A 21331-nucleotide genomic window follows, 5' to 3' on the forward strand; every position below is an offset into this window, starting at 1 on the left:
ACACGCGATACATTAAGGAAAAACCATGAAAACCCCCCGACTTGGTGTGAATATTGACCACATCGCCACACTTCGTAACGCCCGTGGCGTGGATTATCCGTGTCCTGTCAAAGGGGCGGTGGTGTGTGAGCAGGCAGGAGCGGACGGCATTACCCTGCACCTGCGTGAAGACCGCCGTCATATCAAGGATGTCGATGTCTATGCCATGAAAGAGGCGATTGGCATTCCGATGAACCTAGAAATGGCGGTAACAGATGAGATGCTCGCCATTGCCCGTGATGTCCGTCCCCAGTGGGTGTGCCTTGTCCCCGAAAAACGCCAAGAGGTGACGACCGAAGGTGGGCTTGATGTTATCAATAATGATAAATTACCCAGCTTTATCAAAGACTTACAGAATGTCGGTATCAAAGTATCACTCTTTATTGACCCTGATACCGCCCAAATTGAAAGGGCGATAGAGCTTGGAGCAGATGCCATTGAGATTCATACAGGGGCGTATGCTGAACGCTGTCTTGAAAATGATAAAGAAAAAATCAGCCATGAGTTAGACCGTGTCAAAATGGCGGTGGCGTTTGCCTTATCCAAGCATCCGAGCTTTTTGGTGAATGCAGGGCATGGCTTGACGGTGGATAATGTTGCTCCCATTGCCCAAATTGACGGCGTTCATGAATTAAACATCGGGCATAGTATCATTGCCGATAGCGTGTTTGTGGGACTAGATAAAGCGGTGAAAAACATGAGACAAGCATTCTCTGATTAACCTTTATTACCATTTATCGGTAAAAAATCCCCATTTTATTGTAAAAGTTGGCACCTTTTATGTAATAAACTGTATTTTTCATCAAAAAAAGGTTGTCAAATTCTTATTTTACCGTTAAGCTATAACTATCTGTCAGAAAGCTGAATTATTTTTTGTAATTTGTATTGAAAAATATTTCCGCTTAATGTTAGAATAGACAGTGATAGTCTAAGTGTGTTTGACTTTATCAAAACCATCCTTTGGAGGAATTTATGAAACTTAATAAAATCGCTTTGGCATTGGTTGCCACTGCTGCTACCGTTGCATCTGCTGGCGTAACCGTAACCCCACTAGTTGGTTACCAATATCAAGACGAAGCTCACAAAAAGCAACGTGAGATTTTTAAAACTGGTCAGCAACTTAACGGTGCTAACACCAATGCACCTACCAACCCAACAAATGGCGGTGTTGCTCTTGAAAGCGACCTATATACTGGCGTAGCCCTAGGTGTGGAACTAACCCCATCTACTCAGTTCCAAGCAGAATATGGCGTAACTGACACTGATGCAAGAGCTTCAAAAGCTTCTGCTAATGCTCATCCTAGAAACGTATTTGATGCCAAAGAAGAAATCATCTCTGGTAACTTCCTAATTGGTACTGAGCAGTTTTCAGGCTACACCAACAATAAGTTCAAGCCTTATGTGCTTATCGGTGCAGGTCAAGCCAAATATAAAGTAGAAAGCCGTGAACAACTTCTTGATGGCACACCAGCTGGCACAGAAGTATCTGAATCAAAAGACACCATCGGTAACCTAGGTCTAGGTGCTCGCTACCTAATCAACGATGCCTTAGCTCTACGTGGCGAAGCTCGTGCCGTTCACAACTTTGACAACGCATGGTGGGAAGGTCAAGCCCTAGCAGGTCTTGAAGTAACCCTAGGTGGTCGTTTGGCACCTACCGTACCTGTAGCACCTATTCATGAGCCTGTGGTAACTACACCACCAGTGGTAACTACACCACCAGTGATTGTGATTGAAGCACCAGAAGTTGTTGATAGTGATGGCGACGGTGTGGCTGACCATCTAGATCTATGCCCAAATACCCCACGTAACGTTGTGGTAGATGCTAACGGCTGTCCAGTTGAGCGTGCAGTACAAGAAGACCTACGCATGGAACTTCGTGTATTCTTTGACCGTGACAAGTCAAACATCAAGCCACAGTTCCGTGAAGAAGTTGCCAAAGTTGCAGAAAAAATGCGTGAATTCCCGAACGCTACTGCTGCCATCGAAGGTCATGCTTCTAAAGACAGCAAGCGTTCAAGTGCTCGCTACAACCAACGCCTATCAGAAGCTCGTGCAAACGCTGTGAAGTCTATGCTGTCTAACGAGTTTGGTATCGCTCCTAACCGTGTTTCTGCGGTAGGTTATGGCTTTGACCGTCCTGCGGTGCCTAACGATACTGCTGAAAACAAAGCACTTAACCGTCGTGTTTATGCAGTTATCCAAGGTAACAAAGTAACTAACGTTGTAGAAACCAAATAATCTTCTGATTATTCAAAAACCATCCAAAGTGATTTGGGTGGTTTTTTGTTTGCTAATAAAATTGGCATTTTATATTATTATTGGTCAAATCCATGCTATAATAGACAGCTTTTGTGTAAGCTCTGAGCTTGCACCCATATTTTTTTATTCAAAATTTTGAGATTTTATGTCAAACAATATCCAACATCTACGCAATATTGCCATCATTGCCCACGTTGACCACGGTAAAACAACCTTGGTTGATAAACTTCTACAACAATCAGGTGCCTTGGGCGAGCGTGCGGGTGAGATTGAACGAGTCATGGACTCAAACGCCCTAGAAAGCGAGCGTGGTATCACCATTCTTGCCAAAAATACCGCCATCAAGTGGACGGACAAACGCACCGATACCGAATACCGCATTAACATCGTGGACACCCCCGGACACGCCGACTTTGGCGGTGAAGTGGAGCGTGTGCTGTCTATGGTGGACTGTGTGCTACTGTTGGTCGATAGCCAAGAAGGCCCGATGCCACAGACTCGCTTTGTGACCCAAAAGGCGTTTGCCCGTGGCTTAAAGCCGATTGTGATTATCAATAAAATCGACAAACCTGCCGCCCGTGCTGATTGGGTGATTGACCAAGTCTTTGATTTATTTGATAATCTTGGTGGTACAGACGAACAACTTGATTTTCCGATTGTCTATGCCTCGGGCATTAACGGCATTGCAGGACTATCGCCTGATGAGCTTGCCCCTGACATGACCCCCTTGTTTGAGACCATTGTGGACATCGTTGAGCCACCAAAAGTGGACGTGGACGGTGCATTCCAAATGCAAATTTCAAGCCTTGACTACAACAGCTTTGTTGGCGTGATTGGCGTGGGTCGCATTCAGCGTGGCTCGGTCAAGACCAATACCCCTGTGGTGATTGTGGATAAAGACGGCAACAAGCGTAACGGTCGTATCCTAAAAATCATGGGCTATCATGGACTTGAACGTGTGGACGTGGACTCTGCCCAAGCAGGCGACATCGTCTGCGTAACGGGCATTGACAACCTTAACATCTCAGACACCATTTGCGACCCCAAAGAAGTCGAAGCCTTGCCAGCGTTATCGGTGGATGAGCCGACCGTATCGATGACTTTTCAGGTCAATGACAGCCCATTTGCCGGCAAAGAGGGTAAATTTGTCACGTCTCGCAACATTCGTGAACGCCTAGACCGTGAACTGATTCATAATGTGGCACTGCGTGTTGAAGACACCGACAGTCCAGACCGCTTTAAGGTATCGGGTCGTGGCGAGCTACATCTGTCTGTTTTGATTGAAAACATGAGACGTGAGGGCTTTGAGCTGGGTGTATCTCGACCAGAAGTTATCATCAAAGAGATTGATGGTGTGATGTGTGAGCCTTATGAGAACGTGACTTTTGATGTCGAAGAACAGCATCAAGGGGCAGTCATGGAGCAGATGGGTAACCGCAAAGGCGAGCTGACCAACATGGAGGTGGACGGCAAAGGTCGTATCCGTATCGAGGCAACTGTGCCGTCTCGTGGACTTATCGGCTTTCGCTCGGAGTTTTTGACCATGACATCTGGCACGGGTATCATGACATCAAGTTTTAGCCATTATGGCGAGATGAAAGAGGGTGCGGTTGCCAAACGTCAAAATGGCGTACTCATTTCTATGGTAACAGGTACTTGCCTAGGCTATGCTCTGTTTAGCTTGCAAGAGCGTGGTCGACTGTTCGCCAAGCCACAGCTTGAAGTTTATGAAGGTATGATTGTCGGTATCAACTCTCGTGGCGATGACATGGTGGTCAACCCAACCAAAGCCAAACAGCTGACCAACATCCGTGCGTCAGGCTCGGACGATGCGATTATCCTGACCCCTGCCTTGGAGTATAGCTTGGAGCAGGCGTTAGAGTTTATCGAAGATGATGAGCTTGTCGAAGTCACGCCAAAATCCATCCGTATTCGCAAAAAGTATCTGACCGAAAATGACCGTAAGCGTTTTGGGCGTAAAAAGGATGCATGATAAGTAAAGCTAAAACCATAAGTTAAAAATTCTTAATTGAATTTAAAATTACTTATAGTATCTTAGCGAATCTTTGTGTTTTGGTAATGACCATTGACAAAACTACTTTATGATAATAAGATTATTTATCATAAAGTAGTTATTTTTTTAGGGCATATTGAACCCAATGTTTAAGTTTTTTTGATGGCTTTAACAAATCAGATAAATTAAATAAATCAGACGGGTCAATATCAAGCAAGACAAACAGTGCGTAAGCATATAGACACTGCCCATATAGAGATAAACCATGAGTATGCTTCAAGAGTTTAAAGAATTTGCCGTTAAAGGCAACGTGATGGATTTGGCAGTTGGTGTCATCATCGGCGGGGCGTTCGGCAAGATTACCACGTCATTGGTCGATGATGTGATTATGCCGGTCATCTCTGCGGCGATTGGCGACGTGGATTTTAGCAACATGCTTATCCCACTTGCCGAAGTGCCAGAGGGTACAGCGATGACTTACGCCGCCTTAAAAGAGGCGGGCGTGCCTGTATTGGCGTATGGTAATTTTATCACGATTTTGATTAATTTTATCATCCTAGCATTCATCGTATTCTTGCTTGTTAAAGGCATGAACAAAATGCGTAGACAAGCCGAAGCAGAACCAGAAGCTCCTGCCGAGCCATCAGAAGAGGTATTGCTACTGCGTGAGATTAGCCAAAAGCTAAGCAAATAATTAGCATGTATCATACCCAAAACCCATCATCTGATAGATGATGGGTTTGTTGTTTTGATGGGTTTAGACCACCTTTTCAAAGCGAACAATGCTCTCAACGTGTCCTGTATGACAAAACATATCCATAACCCCTGCATGAGTCGCCCGATAGCCCTGCTCGGCAAGGCGAATGCTGTCTCGGGCAAGCGTGGCAGGGTCGCATGAGACATAGACGATACGGCGGGCATCAAATCGCCCCAGATAATCCATAACTTCCCATGCTCCTGTGCGTGGCGGGTCAATGAGTAGAGCATCCACCTGCCCGACCCACGGCTTATCTGAGAAATCTTGGGTTAAATCTTGAACAGAAAAGTCGGTGTTGGTAAGCCCGTTGTCCCTAGCATTCATCGTAGCACGCATGACCATGTCGGTGCTACCTTCCACGCCGATGACCCTGCCTGTATCTCCCACACATTTGGCAAGAGCAAGCGAAAAGTTACCCAGCCCACAAAACAAATCCAGCACTCGCTCGCCTTGCTTTAAATCTAGAAGACGGCAGGCAAGCTCAACCATTTGCCGATTGACCGATAAATTGACCTGTGTAAAGTCGGTGGGGCTACTTTGTAAGGTTAAGCCAAACTCAGGCAAATGATAAAACAGTCCGCCTGTCGGGGGCGTGGCGTGGCTCATGGGCAGTATTGCCTTGTCCGTGCTATCAATGCGGTAAATGCTGTCATATCCTTTGGGCTGTAAATAAACTTGCCAATTAACGGGCTTGCCAAAATGGATAAGTTTGGCGGTGTCGGCTTTATTGATTGGCTTGGTATGGCGGACGATAAGAGCCACGCTTGGCAAGTCGCCCATTTCTTTGCTCGCATTCTCGCCCATAGCGATTTCTAAGTGGGTAATACTGTCTTTGATTTTTAGCGTTTTTAAAAGCTGTTTTAAGTCATCTAATCTATCGCCCACACGCCTATCCAAAATCGGACAAGTGCCAATGTCCGTCAAAAAATTACTCGCTCGCTCACGAAAACCCACAATGAGCCTACCTGTCTTGGGTAGGTAACGCACGCCCAAACGGGCTTTGGTGCGATAATGCGTTCTGTCGCCCACGATTGGCGACAGCCATGTGGCAGGGGCAATGCCTGATTTGGCAAGGTGGTTTTGTAGGACGGACTGTTTGTGTTTAATCTGCTCGTCCACGTCAAAATGCTGTAAGGTGCAACCGCCACATACCCCAAAATGCGGACACATGGGAGCGGTGCGGTGGGGGCTTGAGGTTAGCACGTCCAAGCAGTCGGCTTCGTCATAGCTTTTTTTGGATTTGGTAAGGGTTGCCGTTACCGTCTCGGTGGGTAGGGCGTGGCTAACAAAGACTTTTTTGCCCGATTTGTCGCCATGCGTGTCATCATAGGTTGCGATACCACGCCCGTCATGGGTTAGGGCGGTGATATGTAGGGTGATGGGTGTTTGGGTTTGCTTGGATTTGGATAACTGGTGGGTCATGAGTGCCTATTTTTTGGGTATCATAAATGGGCATTATATCATTATTGGCGGTGGGCATTGGTATTTTTGGTGTTTGGCATTATAATAAGTAGGGTCTATTGATATTTATACTTAACAAACTTAATATTTACCACAGGCTTTGTAGGGGCGTGCTTTCCACGCCCTTGATGATACCACACATCATAAATTTGCGGTAATTTTAACGTTCTTCATCTATATGTGAAAATTATGTGCGAGCTATGTAACATCAACTCCTTTATCATTCATGACAGCCTAGCTGATGAGCAAGACAATACCGAACTGTCTGCTGATGAAAAAGATAATAATGACAATCCCGACAACGAGCAGGCTTATCCTGTATCGGGCGGTGCGTTGTGATTTTTGCCAGTCATGAGCCGTTTTTGCAATCTCGTGCTCAGATGCTTATCATGCCCGTTAGTACGGACGGTAACATCGCCCACCCTGTCATCGCAAGGTGCAAAGGTTTGTATGCCGATAACTACGAGCATTATCAAAAAAAGGCAATCGGAGGCGAGTTGTCGCTTGGCGATGCGGTGGCGTTTCGTATCTCTAAGCAGACCACGGGGCTTGGTGTGCGGACGGGCGGGGTAGAATATGTCGGTAGCCTTGTCGTCCAAAAATTCCCCGAACAGCCCATCAGCGTGCGAATGCTCACACGCTGCCTAACCGCCCTAAAACCATACATTTGCGAACTCATGCGGTACAAAGGACTCAGACGTGTGGCGATACTGGGGTCGGCTCTGCTGATCAAGGACACCGCCCAAGAGAGCAGTGCGGTAGAATGGCTCACCGCCGAGCATGTCATGAACGTGTGCCAAGACGTGCTGGGGGACGTACCAAAACTGACTGTTGAGGTGCATTTTGGGCGAGATACACCGCTATCTTTTGCAAAAAATACTTGAAAATGATGATGGCTTCGGCTATAATGCACACCACTTGCGAACGTGGTGGAATTGGTAGACACGCTATCTTGAGGGGGTAGTGCTTCACGGCGTGAGGGTTCAAGTCCCTCCGTTCGCACCAAATAATCCTTTAAAAATCAAAGGCTTAGTCTGTATAATAGGATTAAGCCTTTTTTGTGTTTATGACAAGGTGATAAATACAAGGTGGCAAGATTTGGGGGTTGCTTTACTACCCCCGCTTTTTATTTTGCTATCTTTTCTCGATACTCATCAGATAGTCATTATAACGATATTGGTTTATCTGACCCGTCCCAATCAAATCAATGGCTCGGTCAATCATCTCTATCGGCACATTGAACCACTCGCTAGGCTTATAGTAGCGACCGTCTTTTGCCAGCAGTCTCATGTTGAGCTTTTGCTCGGCAAAAAAAGAATGTAAGATGAACTCAATCTTTTGGGCATTGGCGTTACTCATCTCGTATTCGGCGATGATTTCTACGTCGCTGTACAAAAAAGTCTCATCATCCAAGCAGTTTTTGATACGCTCATCACCTGTGCCTTTGGTAAAGCCGATTTTGTGCAAATGCAAATAACGCATGAACTCCGCCCTAGGCTGAGTCAGGCGAGCGACATAAATCACGCCCGTGCGAGCATCATCGTGGGTTCTGAACAAATCATCATCTGACAGCGGGAACTGCATGAGCCACTCATCATCAGTCATTAGCACATGATGACTGGTCTGTCTGTGCTTGGATAGGGCGGTTGCCAGCGAGCGTGCCAGCATGTTGGATTCGGTGCCGTTGGCAAAAACTAGGCGAATGCGGTCTTTAAAAAGACTGTTTTGGCGACCGCTGTCTTCATAGATGTCAGCGACGAAACAGAGCATGCCTTGCAACACGAACACGGCATTTTTTTTGACATAGTCTGTGGGACGGCTGTTTTGGATTTTGTATTTGCCCTGTTGGATGAGCTGTTCAATCTTAAAAAATATCGGGCGAAAGTTGTCAAAATCAGGACAAGGGTATCTGTCAGCGGTATCATCAGGGGTATTTAGTATCCTTTTTTTGGCACGAATGCTGTGGGTGTTGTCGCCGAGTATGTCCACGTTGCCAATGTCATCTAACAAGCCTAGCCTGTCTGATGAAAAGATGTCATCCAAAGACTGCACGGATGGGGTGGTCTGTTCATGATGTGCTGTCATATACTCTCTCATGCTCTCTCATGCTCTTTTATAATAAGCCAAAGCGGTCATGTGCCAGCAAAACATCTCTTTGCTCGGCGTTGTGTTGTATCGATGATAACGCTATCGCCAACAGCTCTTCGTCAAAATCATCACTGTCCATCATGGGTGGTCGCCCCTGTTTTTCATAAAACGCCATAATCTCACCAAAGCGGTGGGTGAGTATGTCATCTGCGGTATGGATGGTTTTTTGGGGTGCGATTTGGACGTCATCTAGCAGGGTGCTTGTCTCATTGGCGAACAAATCATCGAGATTGTGATATTTTCGGCTCTCATATAGGGCGTTGATGTTCATGCGTTATCCTTGGTGTTTTGTTGTTGGCGTAAACGCTCTGCTTTTTTGTTTCTGACCCATGCCAGCACCAGTCCCATGCGTGCTTCTCTGGGGTCGGTTGAGTTCGGGTCGGGTTCTCGCCCATGGGTTTTAAAAAACCGCTCTATCAAAGTCCAGCTTTGTACCGCTTCGGCTTCACTGATGTTGGATTTGGTGGCTTTGACCACGTTATTGATGGTTTTTAGGGTGTCGCTGTCTATGTTTTTTGACAGCACTTCATACGCCTTGGCAAAGGGGTTGACCGCATGAATCAAATCCACGGGGATTTTATCCACGTTGATGAATTTTTCGCCGATTTTGACAAAGCCATGCACGCTCTTTTTGGTGGTGGTCTGGGTGTGGGGGTCAAAAATCTTGGCATCATCAGGCAAATCTCTGTGGCGGACATGCTCGGCGATGACCGCCCTTTGTTCTGGGCTTAGATGCTCGGTGTTGATGTATCTGCCGTCTTGAAAGATGTACAGCTCTTCGTTCTCTATCACGGCATCAGGGCTGATGTCATCGCCATCAATCATACCGCCATGGCTGTTGATGTACACCTGAGCGAGTAGCCCCTGCATGACTTGGTCGGTCTCTTTGTCGTCCAAATCAGGATAGCGTGTGCGGATAATCTGTGGGATGATGGTGTCATTGATGATTTCTGAGTCCACCACGTTTCTGCCTTCGTCGCTGGACAGGTATTGGGCAGACACACGGGTGTCTTGGGCGATGGTGGCGATTAGGTCGGGCATGTCTTGTTGTAGGATTTTCTCGGCACGTTTTGATAGGCGACTGCCATCTTTGCCATCATCGATGATGATGGTGCCAGTGGGGAGTTTTTCGTTCTCTGTCAGCGTGCTTCTACGGCGAAAATTGACGTTAGGGGCAAGCACTTGTTCCATGAGTAGCGACAAGGAGATGGCTTTTAGCATGTCATTGACCCCAGAGACGACATCATCTTGGTTTGCATCAGGCTTGGCGATGACGTTGGTAAATTTGGCATGGGTTTTGTCCACACAGTCTCGGGTTGCTCGCCCGATGATTTGCACCACTTCGGTCATGGAGCCACGATAGCCGATGGTTAGGACGTGCTCGCAGTACACCCAGTCAAAGCCTTCTTTTGCCATGCCCAGTGCGATGATGATGTCCATGTCGTCTCGATGGCTGATTTGGGCGAGATACTGTTGGGTTTTTGGGCGGTGCTCATCATCTGTAACCAAATCCGCCAGTTTTAGGGTTCTGCCGTCAGCGGTGGCAACCAACCACACCCCTGTGTCTAGGTCTTGGGCGATGGGTTCGCCGATGATGTCCATGATTTTGCCCACGGTGTTGTATTTGTCCGTTTCGGCGGATTGGGAATTGACGTTGGGGATGTGTACGATGGTTTTTTTGGTGGTGTCAAAGCAGTCACTTAGGGCATCAAAAAACGACTGACCGTAGAATTTATAATCCAAGCTCAGCGATTTTAGATGGGTGTAGCCATTTAGCTGTTCATAGTAGCTATAAGTGACTTTCTCAAACCGCTCTTCGTCTTCTGGGGTCAAGATGGGAATGGCATCGCCCCGAAAATACGAGCCTGTCATGGCGACAACGTGAGCATCCGATACGCTCATTATCTCATCTAAGATAGCCCCCAATCGGCTGTTGTCCGATGCTGAGACGTGATGAAATTCATCAATGCCCAGTAGTACCTTGTCAAACAGCTTAGGGTTGTCCAGCTTGTCATAGCCAAAACGAAAGCTGTGATGGGTGCAGACCAAGACCTGTGCGGGGTTGTCATCTGCCATAAACTCCGCAAAAATCTGAGTCTTGGCGGTGTCGCTGGACAAAGTATTGAGACAAAGATTATAGCGATGTGCCACCTGCCAATCGGCAAAAAATCCCGATGATGTCAAATCAGTACTGGCAAAAGACCGCCCGATGCTCATCTCAGGCACGATGATGACTACTTTGTTGATGCCTTGATTTCTTAGTTTGTCCAGAGCGATGTACATCATGGCACGGGATTTGCCCGATGCTGGGGGCGATTTGATGAGCAGGTATTGGCAGTTGCGTTTGGCAAAGGCACGGGATTGCATTTGTCGCATGCCCATGTGGTTTTCGGCTTGGCTGTCGCCTGTTTGGGTGTAGGTTTTGGTAAGTAGGGAGATTTCGGTCATGGTGCATCCATTATCATGGCAAATACAAAGGCATGCAAAGGCACATCCTAGCACGCCTTAGATGGTTTTATTTTTTACGGGCTTTGTCTGTCTTTTTGGTGGCTTCTTGTTGGATGAGTTTTTCGTAGCGTGCCAACAAAAACGCCAGTCGCTCGGCAGTATCGGCAAAACCCTGTTCACGATACAGCTTATCCACCGCAACATCAAGCCTGTGATGTGCCTGTTTTAGGTTGTCGGGCATGGTCTCAGGGTTGTACAGCTCGGCAAGTGTCTTGCCTTGGTGCATGGCTCTGGCTCTTAGGATGTCTTTGGCAAGCTGTTCTATCGTTGCCTTATCATCATCGCTGACATCAGGAAATGCAAAGGTGTTATAGACAATCGTGCCTGAGTAGCGGTAGTCACTTTTTAGTCTGCCCGCCACCAATCTCATCCAGTCGTTATGTGCCTGTGATGTTAATATGCCAAAATCAAACATGGTGGCATTGGGAATGATTTGATTGGCGTTGGTGGAAATAATATCATGATTTAAAAAATCAATGGGAATATAAGGGCGACGTTCTGATGACACGCTTGGCACAAGAATGTATTTACCCGATGTGGGCTGACGGATTTCCCCAAATAAATGTGGCGTATCTGCCAATTCTCGGGTTTCTTTACGGGTGCTTTTTTGACGAATGGCTTGAACTGCTTGCACTCGCTCTAAGACAAAGGGCATTTTTGCAAGCTCATCATCATTAATGCCAGCAAGCCATAAGCAAAAACGTTGTTTGCCATTTAAAAATTCATCAGCACCCAGCAGTTTTTTTATCCATTTTTGGGCTTGCGGTTCTTTGGCAGTCAGTGCGTCTTTTTCATCAGCGGTTAATAATAGATGTCCCCCATCATTTGGCATACTGCCAAATTCCATCGGCGATTGGTTGGTAATTGGATTTGAGCGTTTTTCCACAATAATGTCCGACCCTTTGATTAGATAGGGGCTGATATTTTGTGCATGTTCGGTTACGCTGATGTCGGTTTTCTCGTTATAATGATAAAGAGCTTTGTCAATATTTAAAGGGTTGTTTTTGTTGGTTAGACCAATGATGACCACATGTACGGTGGCATTATCACGGGCGTTATTTCTCCAAATGAAACTTGGGTAAGCAAAACCGATGGTTAGACCCATGTCAAACAAGGGTTTAAACAGCAATGAAACTTGTTCGCCTTGTACGATAGAGTTGGTGGCAACCAATGCCATTTTCGCATGGCTATTTTGAATGTATTGTCCAGCTTTATAAAACCAACACGCCACATAATCTAAGGTGTTTGCTCCCTTTATTTTTTTAAAAACAAGTTCCATGTCTGCTTTTTGTTCTTCATTGCGTTTGGCTTTTCCGTTAAATGGGGGATTGCCCACGATATAAATCTCATCGGTGCCGTTATTGGGGCAGACTTTTTGCCAATCGGTGCGTAGGCTGTTGCCCTGAACGATATGCCCGCCTTGTTGTAATGGCAAGGTGTCACGACAATGCCCGAATTTTGACCGAAAAATCGCATTCATCTGATGGTCTGCCAGATACAGCGACAAATGGGCGATTTGTACTGGAAAATCATCATAATCAATGCCATAAAAATGACCAAGGGGTATCTGACTGTCATACCCAAGCCCCAACCCCAGCTCCAAGTGTTTGTCATCAAACTCAGGCTTGCCACCGATGAGTAACTGCAAGGCATGGATGGTGTCCATCTCCAAATGGCGTAGGGCTTTATAAGCGGTAATCAAAAAGTTGCCCGAACCACAGGCAGGGTCAAAGACTTTGATGCCACGCAGGCGGGTGAGAAAATGTTCTAGGCGTGCTTGTTTGTTGTTTTTGGATTTGTTGTCATCGCTTAGTGCCAGTAGTGTGTTCAGCTCTTGGCGTAGGGGTGCGATGAACAGGGGTTCTATCACTTTTTTGATGTTGCTCACGGACGTGTAGTGCTGTCCTAGCTGACTTCTCTGGGCAGGGTCAATGACCGCTTGGAACATGGAGCCAAAGATGTCAGGGTTAATCTGACTCCAATCCAAGCGAGCACACTCAATCAAGACACGCCGAGAGCGACTGGTAAAGATGGGAATGGCATAAAAATCCTTAAAAATCCCGCCATTGACATAAGGAAAACCGTGTAAATAGGATGGGTATTCGGTGCGTTCGGGGCTGTCTTCTGGCAGGTTTAGCACGCTAAATAGGTTTTCAAAAAATACCGCAAGGTCGCTACCGTCTGTCTGAGTGACGTTTTGTAAGGTGTGGGCAAAGCTGTCTTTGTCAAAAATGCCCGTATCATCGGCAAAAAAGCAAAATAACAGCCGTGTCAAAAATAAGTTTAGGGCATGAATGTCGTCTTTGTTCTGTTTAAAATCGTTGTGTTTTTTGAGCTGGTCAAACAGTCGCCCCATTTTCTCAGATGCTTTGACATCGGCAGGGTGTTCGCTGTATGTTTGGCTTTTTTCAATGCCAACCAAGGGCAAAAAGAACGTGAAGTCGGAGTTTATCTCATCAAACCGCTCGATGCTAAGCGTGTCATCTAGTTTGGTGTCATACGCCAAAATCTTGTCAAAGTCGGTCAAAAAGATGATGCGGATTTTTTGGCGTTTGATGGCGGGATTGGCTTTGATGGTGTCAAGTAGGGCGTACAGCTCGTCAAAGCTGGTCGCTTTGTCCACCTGCTCAAAGTATAAGTGGCTTTTTCGTGCCATGCCGTTTAGCCCACTGCCTGCGATGGGGTTGGTGCCATTTTTTAGGTTGGTGATGGTGCTTTTGGATGTGCCTGTTAGGGTCAGTAGCTCAAAAAAGAAGGTGTCGGGGTTTGGGTCTTTGCCCAGTTGTTCTAATTGTTCATAAAAGTGGGTTTGGTTAAATGACATGGCATGCTCCTAGTTGATGAGTGGATTATAAAACAAATATGAACAAAGAAAAAGGGCGATTTGTGATTTGTCCCATGACCTATAAAAAAATGGCTCAGTCCCATTTCCAACTTTATATGAGTGATTGATTTGTTCAGGGCGAATTGCAATTTTTCCCCACAACCCAAAAATAATTATGAAATAGGGCGTGTTGAACTTTGGTATTTGCAATGAAAAATGAGAAAAATCGCACGTTTTTCAAGGAAAAAACGCAGGTTGATAGTTATTCTATCAGACAAGTTTTTGACGATGAAAAACAAGATTTAGCCATTTTTCATGCAAAAATTGATAAAAGTGTTAAATTTTCATCTTGTTTTATAAAAATGTTATCAATGTTCAACACGCCCTAATCAAAAAGTTGCCATTTTAAGTTGAGATTGGCGATTTGCCATGCACCAAAAAATCCGCCCCATACAGAGCGGATTTTGTCAAGGTTGGCGATTAACCACCAAAGTCATCAAGCAAGATGTTTTCATCTTCGACGCCCAAGTCTTTGAGCATTTTGATGACGGCAGCGTTCATTACCGGTGGACCACACATGTAGAATTCACAATCTTCTGGGGTAGGGTGGTCTTTTAGGTAGTTTTCGTACAGGACGTTGTGAATAAAGCCTGTATAGCCTTCCCAGTTGTCTTCGGGCTGTGGGTCAGACAAAGCCACGTTCCAAGTGAAATTTGGGAACTCGGCAGCCAGACCGTCATAGTCTTCGACATAGAACATCTCACGCTTAGAGCGAGCACCATACCAAAAGCTGATTTTGCGGTCAGATTTTAGGCGTTTTAGCTGGTCAAAGATGTGCGAACGCATGGGTGCCATACCTGCACCACCCCCGATGAATACCATCTCGGCTTTGGTGTCTTTGGCAAAGAACTCGCCATAAGGACCTGATACGGTAATCTTATCCCCTGGTTTTAGACTAAACACATAGGACGACATTTTGCCCGGTGGGATGTTGTCAGGCCCCCGTGGTGGTGGGCTTGCGATACGAATGTTAAACTTGATGATGCCCTTTTCTTCGGGGTAGTTTGCCATAGAGTAGGCACGAATGACAGGCTCATCAACCTTGGATGTATAACGCCATAGGTTAAAGTTATCCCAGTCTTCGTGGTATTCTTTGGCGATGTCAAAGTCTTTGTAGTGGACTTCGTGCGGTGGGGCTTCTAGCTGTACATAGCCACCAGCACGAAACGGCACGACTTCGCCTTCGGGGATTTTTAGGGTCAGCTCTTTGATGAACGTTGCGACGTTGTCATTAGAGATGACTTCACATTCCCATTTTTTGACACCAAAGAATTCAGGGTCAATCTCGATTTTCATGTCTTGTTTGACGGCAACTTGACACGCCAAACGCATGCCTTCACGAATCTCGCCTTGGGTAAAATGACCTTCTTCGGTGGGTAGGATAGAGCCACCACCGTCTAGCACTTTACAGCGACACTGACCACATGTGCCACCGCCACCACAGGCTGATGACAGGAAAATGCCTTCGCCTGCCAATGTCTGCAAGAGTTTGCCCCCAGCGGCGGTGCTGACGCTGTTATCGGGGTCATCATTGATGTTGATGGTTACGTTGCCAGAGCTTACCAATCGTGAGCGTGCGATAAGGATAACTACCACAAGGCTCATGATGATGGCGGTAAACATGGCAACGCCACCAATAGCTGTACCAAACATACTTTCTCCTTATAAGCTCATACCGCCGAATGACATAAAGCCAAGCGACATTAGACCGACGGTAACAAACGTGATGCCAAGACCACGAAGCGGGCCGGGTACGTCTGAGTATTTGAGTTTTTCACGGATACCTGCCAATGCTGTAATCGCCAACGCCCAGCCAAAGCCAGAACCCACACCATAGACGATGGATTCGCCAAAGTTGTAGTCACGCTCTACCATGAACAGTACGCCACCTAGGATGGCACAGTTTACGGTGATGAGTGGCAAGAATACGCCTAGGGCGTTATATAGGGCAGGGACGAATTTGTCCAAAAACATCTCCAAGATTTGGACAGTTGCCGCAATCAGAGCGATGTAGCTAAGTAGCCCCAAGAAAGACAAATCGGTGTTTGGCATGCCTGCCCACGCCAATGCCCCGTCTTTTAGCAGGAATTGGTAGAGTAGGTTGTTTAGCGGGACACAGATGGTCATCACAACGATAACCGCAATGCCCAGCCCGATGGATGTTGAGACTTTTTTGGAAACGGCGATGAACGTACACATACCCAAGAAAAAGGCAAGTGCCATGTTTTCGATGAATACGGACGTGATGAATAAACTGATGTAATGTTCCATTAGTGTGATTCCCCCTTAGAATTTTGTGCGATGACAAACTCCGCAGGCTCTTGTTGCTCGGGCTTCCAAAAACGCACGATGGCGATGAACAGAGCGATGACAAAGAATGATGACGGGGGCAGTAGTAACAAGCCGTTCGGGATGTACCAACCACCATCAGTGGCTTTTTCTAGGATTTGGATATCAAACCAACTGCCGTTACCGATAATCTCACGGATACTTGCCACAAAAATCAATACCGCAGAGTAGCCCAGACCGTTACCGATACCATCGATAAAGCTCGGAATGGGTGGGTTGCTCATGGCGTAGGCTTCGGCACGACCCATGACGATACAGTTGGTGATGATGAGTCCGATGAACGCACCTAACGATTTGGCGGTGTCATAAGCGACGGCTTTTAGGACTTGATCCACCACGATAACCAGTGATGCAATCACCACCATCTGTACGATGATACGAATCGATGATGGGATTTTGTTACGAATGGTTGAGATAAAAAAGCTAGAAAACGCCGTAACCAAGGTCAAAGCAATACACATGACAAGGGCGTTTTTGACATTGGTCGTTACCGCCAATGCCGAACAAATGCCCAAGATTTGTAGTGCGATGGGGTTGTTATTAAAAATCGGCGTGGTTAAAATTTTCTGAGTATCCGCCATGATTATGCTCCTGTACCGTCAGCTTTGCCAGCTTTTAGGTTTTCCAAAAACGGCTGATAGCCATCTTTGCCCAGCCAAAACTGAACCATGTTATGCACGCCACGACCTGTTAGGGTTGCACCACTGATGCCGTCCACTTGCTCAGGTCTGGCAGTACCTGCCTTGGCAACACCCATGATGACATCGCCGTTGTCGTTGTGAACTTTTTTGTCCACCCATTGAGCACGCCATGGCTCTTCGGTGATGCGAGAACCCAGACCGGGGGTTTCTTTATGCTCGTAGAAGTTCACGCCTTTGATGGTGTTAAAGTCGCTGTCTAGGGTAAGCAGTCCATAGATTTGACCCCACAGACCCGCCCCATGAAACGGCAGGACAATCATGTCAATCTGACCGCTGGCATCTTTGGACAGATACACTTTGCCAAACTTAGGCTTGCCACCGATGGCAGCGATGTCATCTGCTAGGGGCGTGCTAAGGGCGGGGGTGCGAGCGGCTTTGGCGACATCATAGCTTGCGATGTCTGTGATGCCTGCTGCTGCCAGCTCATCGTCGGTGGCAAATGTGCCTGTGTCTAGATTGACCATTCGGACTTCAAAGTCGGCAAAACGCTCTGCCACCATGCTGTTGCTGTCGGTGGCGGGGTTGAATTTGCCTGTGGCGATGAGCACGTTTTTGTTAAAATCAAGCGTGCTGTTGGCGATTTGTTTGGGTTTTAGACCCACCGCAACGGCTGACACCATGACCGAACAGACAAGGCACAGCACCAAAGCGGTTACAAGGGTTGTAACATTACTATTTTTGGCTGACATGAGCTAGTCTCCGTGCTGTTTGACGTTTGATGTTGGCTTGTTTGACAAAGTAGTCAAATAGCGGTGCAAATAGGTTGGCAAACAAGATGGCAAGCATGATACCTTCTGGGAAGGCAGGGTTTATCACACGGATAACCACCGTCATGAAGCCGATAAGCAGACCATAGCACCAGCGACCTGTATTGGTGTGGGCGGCAGAGACAGGGTCAGTTGCCATAAAGACCGCACCGAACATAAAGCCACCGATGACCAAATGCCAATGTGGAGCTAGGCTCATCATTGGGTTGGTCTCAGAGCCAATCATGTTAAAGATAAAGGCAGTCACCACAAGACCGATGACAGCACCGGCAACCACACGCCAGCTGGCGATTCTGGTGTACATCAGTACCGCACCACCGATAAGGATGGCAAGGGTTGAGACTTCGCCGATAGAGCCTTGCATGTTGCCCAAAAAGGCTTGACCCCAAGAGATGGTCTGACCATAAGCGTCTGCAAAGGCATTAGACGGCACACCTGCGGCAGCTTGACCTAGTGGGGTAGCACCGCTATAACCGTCCACGTTATTTAGACCTTTGACAGCCGTCCACACCGCATCGCCTGAGATGTAGGCAGGGTAGGCAAAGTACAAGAACGCACGACCTGCCAAGGCGGGGTTGAGAAAGTTCTTGCCTGTACCGCCAAAGACTTCTTTTGCCACGACCACACCAAAGCTGATACCTAGGGCAACTTGCCACAGTGGAATATCAGGTGGTAGCGATAGAGCGAACAGCACAGACGTTACAAAGAAACCTTCGTTTACTTCGTGTCCACGCACCACGGCAAAGATAATCTCCCACAAGATACCGACCGCAAAGGTGACGATATAAATGGGCAAAAACTGCATGGCACCATAGACCATACATGCTAGGATGCTGTTCGGGTCATAGCCTACCATGCCTGTGATGACAGTACGCCAGCCTGTCGGGTCAATGCCAAAATGCTGTATGGCATTTAGGGCTTGAAAGCCGACATTGTACATCCCCCAAAACATGGCAGGGAAAGTACAGAGCCACACGGTAATCATCATGCGTTTTAGGTCGATACCGTCACGGACATGGGACGCACTGTATGTTTGTGAGCTTGGCTGACGAAAAAATGTGTCAAACATCTCAAAAACAGCATAATATTTTTCGTATTTGCCACCTTTGGTAAAGGACGGCTCCATACGGTCAAAGATATTGTGAATAAATTTCATCGTTTAGCCTTCCTGCTCAATACGGGTCAAGTTATCACGCAAAATATCGCCAAACTCATATTTACCGGGCGATACAAAGGTGCAAAGTGCCAAATCTTCTTCGTCAAGCTCCAACGCACCAAGCTCCACCGCTTCTACAATGTCGCCAACGATGAGTGAGCGAAGTAGCTGAGTGGGTAGGTAGTCTTGGGGCATGACGGTTTCAAATGAACCGATTGGCACCATGGCACGGGGTGAGCCGTTGGTTGTGGTGGTAAAGGCGTATTTTTTGCCTTTGACAAACTGAGAGATATAAATCGGTAACGTTGAAAAACGGTTCGCACCTAAGGTAAAAAAGTGCATGGCAGGGCGTTCACGACCTTCGACTAGCACCGAGACTTGATTGTGAAAACGACCCAGATACGCCACCGCACCGCTTGCCTTGCGACCTGACAGCACCGACCCTGAGATGATGCGGTTGTCATTGCCGTTAAGCTCGCCATTGGTCAAGGCGTTCAAATCCGCCCCACGATGAGTCTTGATAAGGCGTGGGTTTTTGACGACCGTGCCAGCTAGGCTGATGGTGCGTTCGGTGTGAATTTTACCTGTGGTAAAGAGCTTGCCGATGGCAATCACGTCTTGATAGCCAATCGTCCACACGGTTACGCCACGAGCCAAGGGGTGCAAAAAGTGAATGTGCGTGCCTGCGTTGCCAGCAGGGTGAACGCCGTCAAAACCGTGGTATTCAACACTGCCTGCGACATTGGTGGCTTTGGTTGGGGCGGTTTTGCCATGACAGACAAGCGTCTTTGGCGATAGGATAGAGATGACGACAAGACCGCTGTTAAAATCATCAATATTGGCATTGATGATATCGGCAGGGTCGGCACATAAGGGGTTGGTGTCGGTTGCGGTGACAAAAATCGCTGACGGCGTGCTGTCAAGCTCGGGGGTACGGCTAAACGGACGGGTGCGAAACGCTGTCCATTCGCCAGCGTCGTTAAGCTGGGCGACCACTTCTTCACGAGATAGCTTGGCAAGGCTGTCTTTGGCGTGGGCTTTAAAGCCAATCTCATCGCCTTGGGCGACTTCGATGACCAGGCTCTCAAACACACGTCGCTCGCCACGGTTGATGGCGATGACCTTGCCCGATGCAGGGGCGGTATATTTGACCCCCAGACGCTTTTTGTCTTCAAACACCACCTGTCCTTTGGCGACTATATCGCCTTCCTTGACGTGCATGGTCGGACGCATACCGATATAATCATAACCGATAAGGGCGACATGAGTAGGTGTGTGTTCGCTAATTTCTTTGGTTGGCTCGCCTGTGATAGGCAAGTCCAACCCCTTTTTTATGGTAATCATAAGCGGATACTCACTCTGAGTGAAATGACCATACCAGACTCCTGTTGGTACACACGAGAGCTTTAACGCTGACCTTAAACTCCTTAACAACACGTTAATGCTTTGTAGTTACAGTGGCGACTGGCTACCTGTTTTGATGAACGTTTAGGGCGTGTTAATTAAAATTTAGATGAATAAGACTTGACAAATCACTGTCTATGACTGGCAACATCATCATGTTTAACACGTCCTAACAATCGTTCTCTTGCCCAAATTAGGCATGAAAATCCTATCTATTATACGCTAAACTTTGATAAATTTACAGAAATTTTTGAGAAATATTAAGGGAATATTAAGGGAATATTAAGGGTAAATGGTTGATTGTCATGATTATGTCAAAAAGATATGAGACAAGATGGGGTGTGATTTTGCAAATGATAATTGTTTATAAAAATATCACCCAAAACGGAAAAACGTCCCATTGATGACAAATGCCACGCTCCACACGCAGATAAGTAGCACGTGAAATCCCATGACTTTTAATGTATTGGCGGTATGCATGCCATTTTCTAGCTTTTTAACCACCCGAAAACGGGCGTGCAAGGCGGTGAGTATCGTCAAGATGAGCCATGTTAATTTACCATGCACAAGGGCGGTCAGCATGCCCATGTTTTGCCCCCAAAGTGATGGGGGTAGTAGGGTTGTTAGCATATAAAAGCCTGTTATCACTTGCACGGCAAGGGCGGTCATGCCCAAGGGTTCATAGCTTTTTTCAAAGGCTAAAAATCCTGCCACGTCATTTTGGCGGATAAAATTGGGCATTAGGCGGATAAGCAGGTATAAATGCCCACCCACCCAAATGCTGGCTCCAAATAAATGTAAAATCAAGGCAATTTTATACATGGTTTTTTCCAACTTGGTTATATGGGTGTGATAAATGATTGGGTTTTTATAAAGTGTTT

At 46.9% G+C, this 21331-nt stretch carries 19 protein-coding genes and 1 tRNA gene; 8 read left to right on the forward strand and 12 right to left on the reverse strand.

The window, feature by feature from the left end; genetic code table 11:
- Positions 1-25: 25 nt before the first annotated feature.
- The 4 genes from IM753_RS05005 (at position 26) to mscL (ending at position 5009) form a co-directional block, all read left to right on the forward strand.
- On the forward strand, positions 26-760 hold the full coding sequence (locus tag IM753_RS05005) for a pyridoxine 5'-phosphate synthase (RefSeq protein WP_062498603.1): 735 nt from the start codon (positions 26-28) through the stop codon (positions 758-760).
- A 251-nt stretch (positions 761-1011) separates the two neighbouring features.
- On the forward strand, positions 1012-2280 hold the full coding sequence (locus IM753_RS05010; protein ID WP_194108799.1) for an OmpA family protein: 1269 nt from the start codon (positions 1012-1014) through the stop codon (positions 2278-2280).
- 166 nt (positions 2281-2446) lie between these two features.
- A complete protein-coding gene (gene typA, locus IM753_RS05015) occupies positions 2447-4294 on the forward strand; it encodes a translational GTPase TypA (RefSeq protein WP_062498605.1) in 1848 nt (615 codons plus the stop codon).
- Between the two features lie 286 nt (positions 4295-4580).
- Entirely contained in the window at positions 4581-5009 is a 429-nt protein-coding gene (mscL, locus tag IM753_RS05020) for a large conductance mechanosensitive channel protein MscL (RefSeq protein WP_194108800.1), read from the forward strand.
- 63 nt (positions 5010-5072) lie between these two features.
- On the opposite strand, the gene rlmD is transcribed toward mscL, so the two are convergent.
- Entirely contained in the window at positions 5073-6494 is a 1422-nt protein-coding gene (gene rlmD, locus IM753_RS05025) for a 23S rRNA (uracil(1939)-C(5))-methyltransferase RlmD (RefSeq protein ID WP_194108801.1), read from the reverse strand.
- A gap of 228 nt (positions 6495-6722) precedes the next feature.
- Between rlmD and IM753_RS05030 the strand changes: the two genes are divergently transcribed.
- From IM753_RS05030 to IM753_RS05040, 3 genes are all read left to right on the forward strand, one after another.
- Positions 6723-6872 carry a hypothetical protein gene (locus IM753_RS05030; protein WP_156471052.1) on the forward strand — a complete coding sequence of 50 codons (150 nt, stop codon included), beginning with the start codon at positions 6723-6725 and terminating at the stop codon, positions 6870-6872.
- Complete coding sequence (locus IM753_RS05035; protein ID WP_194108802.1) at positions 6869-7417, forward strand: hypothetical protein; 549 nt, start codon at positions 6869-6871, stop codon at positions 7415-7417. The genes IM753_RS05030 and IM753_RS05035 overlap by 4 nt, the downstream gene beginning before the upstream one ends.
- 36 nt (positions 7418-7453) lie before the next feature.
- Positions 7454-7538: transfer RNA gene (locus tag IM753_RS05040), tRNA-Leu, on the forward strand.
- Positions 7539-7667: 129 nt separating this feature from the next.
- Here IM753_RS05040 and IM753_RS05045 read toward each other — a convergent pair.
- The 4 genes from IM753_RS05045 to IM753_RS05060 form a co-directional block, all read right to left on the reverse strand.
- Complete coding sequence (locus tag IM753_RS05045; protein WP_083108113.1) at positions 7668-8630, reverse strand: GIY-YIG nuclease family protein; 963 nt, start codon at positions 8628-8630, stop codon at positions 7668-7670.
- 16 nt (positions 8631-8646) lie between these two features.
- Positions 8647-8952: a hypothetical protein gene (locus IM753_RS05050; protein WP_065256601.1), complete on the reverse strand. Its 306-nt coding sequence runs from the start codon at positions 8950-8952 to the stop codon at positions 8647-8649.
- A complete protein-coding gene (locus tag IM753_RS05055; RefSeq protein ID WP_194092527.1) occupies positions 8949-11129 on the reverse strand; it encodes a DEAD/DEAH box helicase in 2181 nt (726 codons plus the stop codon). Before IM753_RS05055 ends, IM753_RS05050 begins: the two co-directional genes overlap by 4 nt.
- Before the next feature lie 67 nt (positions 11130-11196).
- On the reverse strand, positions 11197-14013 hold the full coding sequence (locus tag IM753_RS05060; protein ID WP_194108803.1) for a DNA methyltransferase: 2817 nt from the start codon (positions 14011-14013) through the stop codon (positions 11197-11199).
- Between the two features lie 209 nt (positions 14014-14222).
- Between IM753_RS05060 and IM753_RS05065 the strand changes: the two genes are divergently transcribed.
- On the forward strand, positions 14223-14402 hold the full coding sequence (locus IM753_RS05065) for a hypothetical protein (RefSeq protein WP_194108804.1): 180 nt from the start codon (positions 14223-14225) through the stop codon (positions 14400-14402).
- 91 nt (positions 14403-14493) lie between these two features.
- On the opposite strand, the gene nqrF is transcribed toward IM753_RS05065, so the two are convergent.
- From nqrF to IM753_RS05100, 7 genes are all read right to left on the reverse strand, one after another.
- Positions 14494-15726 carry an NADH:ubiquinone reductase (Na(+)-transporting) subunit F gene (gene nqrF / locus IM753_RS05070; RefSeq protein ID WP_194108805.1) on the reverse strand — a complete coding sequence of 411 codons (1233 nt, stop codon included), beginning with the start codon at positions 15724-15726 and terminating at the stop codon, positions 14494-14496.
- A gap of 9 nt (positions 15727-15735) precedes the next feature.
- Positions 15736-16344 (reverse strand): NADH:ubiquinone reductase (Na(+)-transporting) subunit E, encoded by a 609-nt coding sequence (nqrE, locus tag IM753_RS05075; protein WP_065256597.1) that lies wholly within the window; start codon positions 16342-16344, stop codon positions 15736-15738.
- A complete protein-coding gene (locus IM753_RS05080) occupies positions 16344-17003 on the reverse strand; it encodes an NADH:ubiquinone reductase (Na(+)-transporting) subunit D (protein WP_065256596.1) in 660 nt (219 codons plus the stop codon). The genes nqrE and IM753_RS05080 overlap by 1 nt, the downstream gene beginning before the upstream one ends.
- A 2-nt stretch (positions 17004-17005) precedes the next feature.
- Positions 17006-17812, reverse strand: a complete 807-nt coding sequence (locus IM753_RS05085) for a Na(+)-translocating NADH-quinone reductase subunit C (protein ID WP_194108806.1) — start codon at positions 17810-17812, stop codon at positions 17006-17008.
- Entirely contained in the window at positions 17796-19046 is a 1251-nt protein-coding gene (locus IM753_RS05090; RefSeq protein WP_065256594.1) for an NADH:ubiquinone reductase (Na(+)-transporting) subunit B, read from the reverse strand. Before IM753_RS05090 ends, IM753_RS05085 begins: the two co-directional genes overlap by 17 nt.
- Positions 19047-19049: 3 nt before the next feature.
- Entirely contained in the window at positions 19050-20390 is a 1341-nt protein-coding gene (locus IM753_RS05095; protein ID WP_194108807.1) for a Na(+)-translocating NADH-quinone reductase subunit A, read from the reverse strand.
- Between the two features lie 435 nt (positions 20391-20825).
- The gene (locus IM753_RS05100) at positions 20826-21272 is read right to left on the reverse strand and encodes a copper resistance protein CopD (RefSeq protein ID WP_194108808.1); all 447 of its coding nucleotides are present in this window, start codon (positions 21270-21272) and stop codon (positions 20826-20828) included.
- Between the last annotated feature and the right edge of the window lie 59 nt (positions 21273-21331).

The organism is Moraxella sp. K127, assembly GCF_015223095.1.
Taxonomy (GTDB): domain Bacteria; phylum Pseudomonadota; class Gammaproteobacteria; order Pseudomonadales; family Moraxellaceae; genus Moraxella.

Excerpts from the sequence above, each read along its gene's own strand:
- IM753_RS05005 (WP_062498603.1), top strand. The coding sequence starts at position 26 with ATGAAAACCCCCCGACTTGGTGTGAATATTGACCACATCGCCACACTT.
- IM753_RS05010 (WP_194108799.1), top strand. The coding sequence starts at position 1,012 with ATGAAACTTAATAAAATCGCTTTGGCATTGGTTGCCACTGCTGCTACC.
- typA (WP_062498605.1), top strand. The coding sequence starts at position 2,447 with ATGTCAAACAATATCCAACATCTACGCAATATTGCCATCATTGCCCAC.
- mscL (WP_194108800.1), top strand. The coding sequence starts at position 4,581 with ATGAGTATGCTTCAAGAGTTTAAAGAATTTGCCGTTAAAGGCAACGTG.
- rlmD (WP_194108801.1), bottom strand. The coding sequence starts at position 6,494 with ATGACCCACCAGTTATCCAAATCCAAGCAAACCCAAACACCCATCACC.
- IM753_RS05030 (WP_156471052.1), top strand. The coding sequence starts at position 6,723 with ATGTGCGAGCTATGTAACATCAACTCCTTTATCATTCATGACAGCCTA.
- IM753_RS05045 (WP_083108113.1), bottom strand. The coding sequence starts at position 8,630 with ATGAGAGAGTATATGACAGCACATCATGAACAGACCACCCCATCCGTG.
- IM753_RS05050 (WP_065256601.1), bottom strand. The coding sequence starts at position 8,952 with ATGAACATCAACGCCCTATATGAGAGCCGAAAATATCACAATCTCGAT.
- IM753_RS05055 (WP_194092527.1), bottom strand. The coding sequence starts at position 11,129 with ATGACCGAAATCTCCCTACTTACCAAAACCTACACCCAAACAGGCGAC.
- IM753_RS05060 (WP_194108803.1), bottom strand. The coding sequence starts at position 14,013 with ATGTCATTTAACCAAACCCACTTTTATGAACAATTAGAACAACTGGGC.
- IM753_RS05065 (WP_194108804.1), top strand. The coding sequence starts at position 14,223 with ATGAAAAATGAGAAAAATCGCACGTTTTTCAAGGAAAAAACGCAGGTT.
- nqrF (WP_194108805.1), bottom strand. The coding sequence starts at position 15,726 with ATGTTTGGTACAGCTATTGGTGGCGTTGCCATGTTTACCGCCATCATC.
- nqrE (WP_065256597.1), bottom strand. The coding sequence starts at position 16,344 with ATGGAACATTACATCAGTTTATTCATCACGTCCGTATTCATCGAAAAC.
- IM753_RS05080 (WP_065256596.1), bottom strand. The coding sequence starts at position 17,003 with ATGGCGGATACTCAGAAAATTTTAACCACGCCGATTTTTAATAACAAC.
- IM753_RS05085 (WP_194108806.1), bottom strand. The coding sequence starts at position 17,812 with ATGTCAGCCAAAAATAGTAATGTTACAACCCTTGTAACCGCTTTGGTG.
- IM753_RS05090 (WP_065256594.1), bottom strand. The coding sequence starts at position 19,046 with ATGAAATTTATTCACAATATCTTTGACCGTATGGAGCCGTCCTTTACC.
- IM753_RS05095 (WP_194108807.1), bottom strand. The coding sequence starts at position 20,390 with ATGATTACCATAAAAAAGGGGTTGGACTTGCCTATCACAGGCGAGCCA.
- IM753_RS05100 (WP_194108808.1), bottom strand. The coding sequence starts at position 21,272 with ATGTATAAAATTGCCTTGATTTTACATTTATTTGGAGCCAGCATTTGG.